Annotated in this window: 1 protein-coding gene; it reads right to left on the bottom strand. The window is 31.3% G+C overall.

The window, feature by feature from the left end; all coding sequences use genetic code 11:
* Positions 1–273 precede the first annotated feature (273 nt).
* Positions 274–774, bottom strand: coding sequence for a DDE-type integrase/transposase/recombinase (locus VFX97_02940; protein ID HEX5702153.1), 501 nt, complete (start codon positions 772–774; stop codon positions 274–276).
* Positions 775–1,018: the final 244 nt, after the last annotated feature.

Here is a 1,018-nt window from a genome sequence, read left to right as displayed (position 1 = left end):
TGCATTGTATATGACTGACGATTTTGAATTATCATCATTTACTAAAGAACATTTGATATATACACCAGCACAATTAGCAGTCAAGCCAAAGTATGATGGAACAGTAGAAGTAAAGATTGATGAACGGGGAGCTTCTCATGGTTGATACGATGCTGTTAACTTAAGATGAATTCACCTCCATTCATAAGAAATGGTATTTTATTTCTAATTGTTGTATTATACAAATAAATGAACAACTTTATCCAATTGTATACATGTTGTAGATCACAATTGTTATTCTTTAGAGTAACAATACATGGATAAATCATCAAAACATTCTGTTCTATCTTTGAAATACTGCATTACCCTTTCTATCAAACTCTTTTCTAAAGGAGAATGCAATCTATGTTTCAAATGTAAAAAATTGCATGCCTGTGGATACCATGTACCACCATCAGTATATACAGTATGTCTACCATATTTCTCAACAAGAGATCTGATGAATTTCTCTGCTACAAACATGTTTCTTTCTTCAGAAATGTAGATTCCCAGTATAGTCCTATGAACTGGTTCAATACAAATCCATAACCAAAAGTGATGATTCCCAATTTGGATAATTGTTTCATCTATAATGAATGCTGCTACTCTTTTTCTTTTGTAGATTTGAGAAGAACCAAACCTTTGAATCCAATTCCATATAGCAATATGACTTCGTTTCTCATCATTGAATATATCTAATGCTTTGGAAGTATTACGTAGACTTAAACCAAGAAAATACAAATACAAAGAATACATAACTACAATAGTGGATGTCCTATTTCTGATAAATCTTAGTAACATACACGTTAGAATAGGATATTCACAGCTAAATCTATTCTGTTAAATTAACAGCGCCATCGAAAATACCACATTATACAACATTACAGAAATTTACAGATAGAATCAACATTATGCTGCTCGGGAAGATAATGTCATCTTTTAGCCTCTTCACAGGTATAAGACACATATTTACTGGAATAGATTCAACTGGATTCAAAAT

It is taken from the genome of Pyrinomonadaceae bacterium (assembly GCA_036277115.1).
Taxonomy (GTDB): domain Bacteria; phylum Acidobacteriota; class Blastocatellia; order Pyrinomonadales; family Pyrinomonadaceae; genus UBA11740.
Note: the sequence above shows the minus strand (reverse complement) of the source record. Positions and strands in the feature narration are given on the sequence as shown.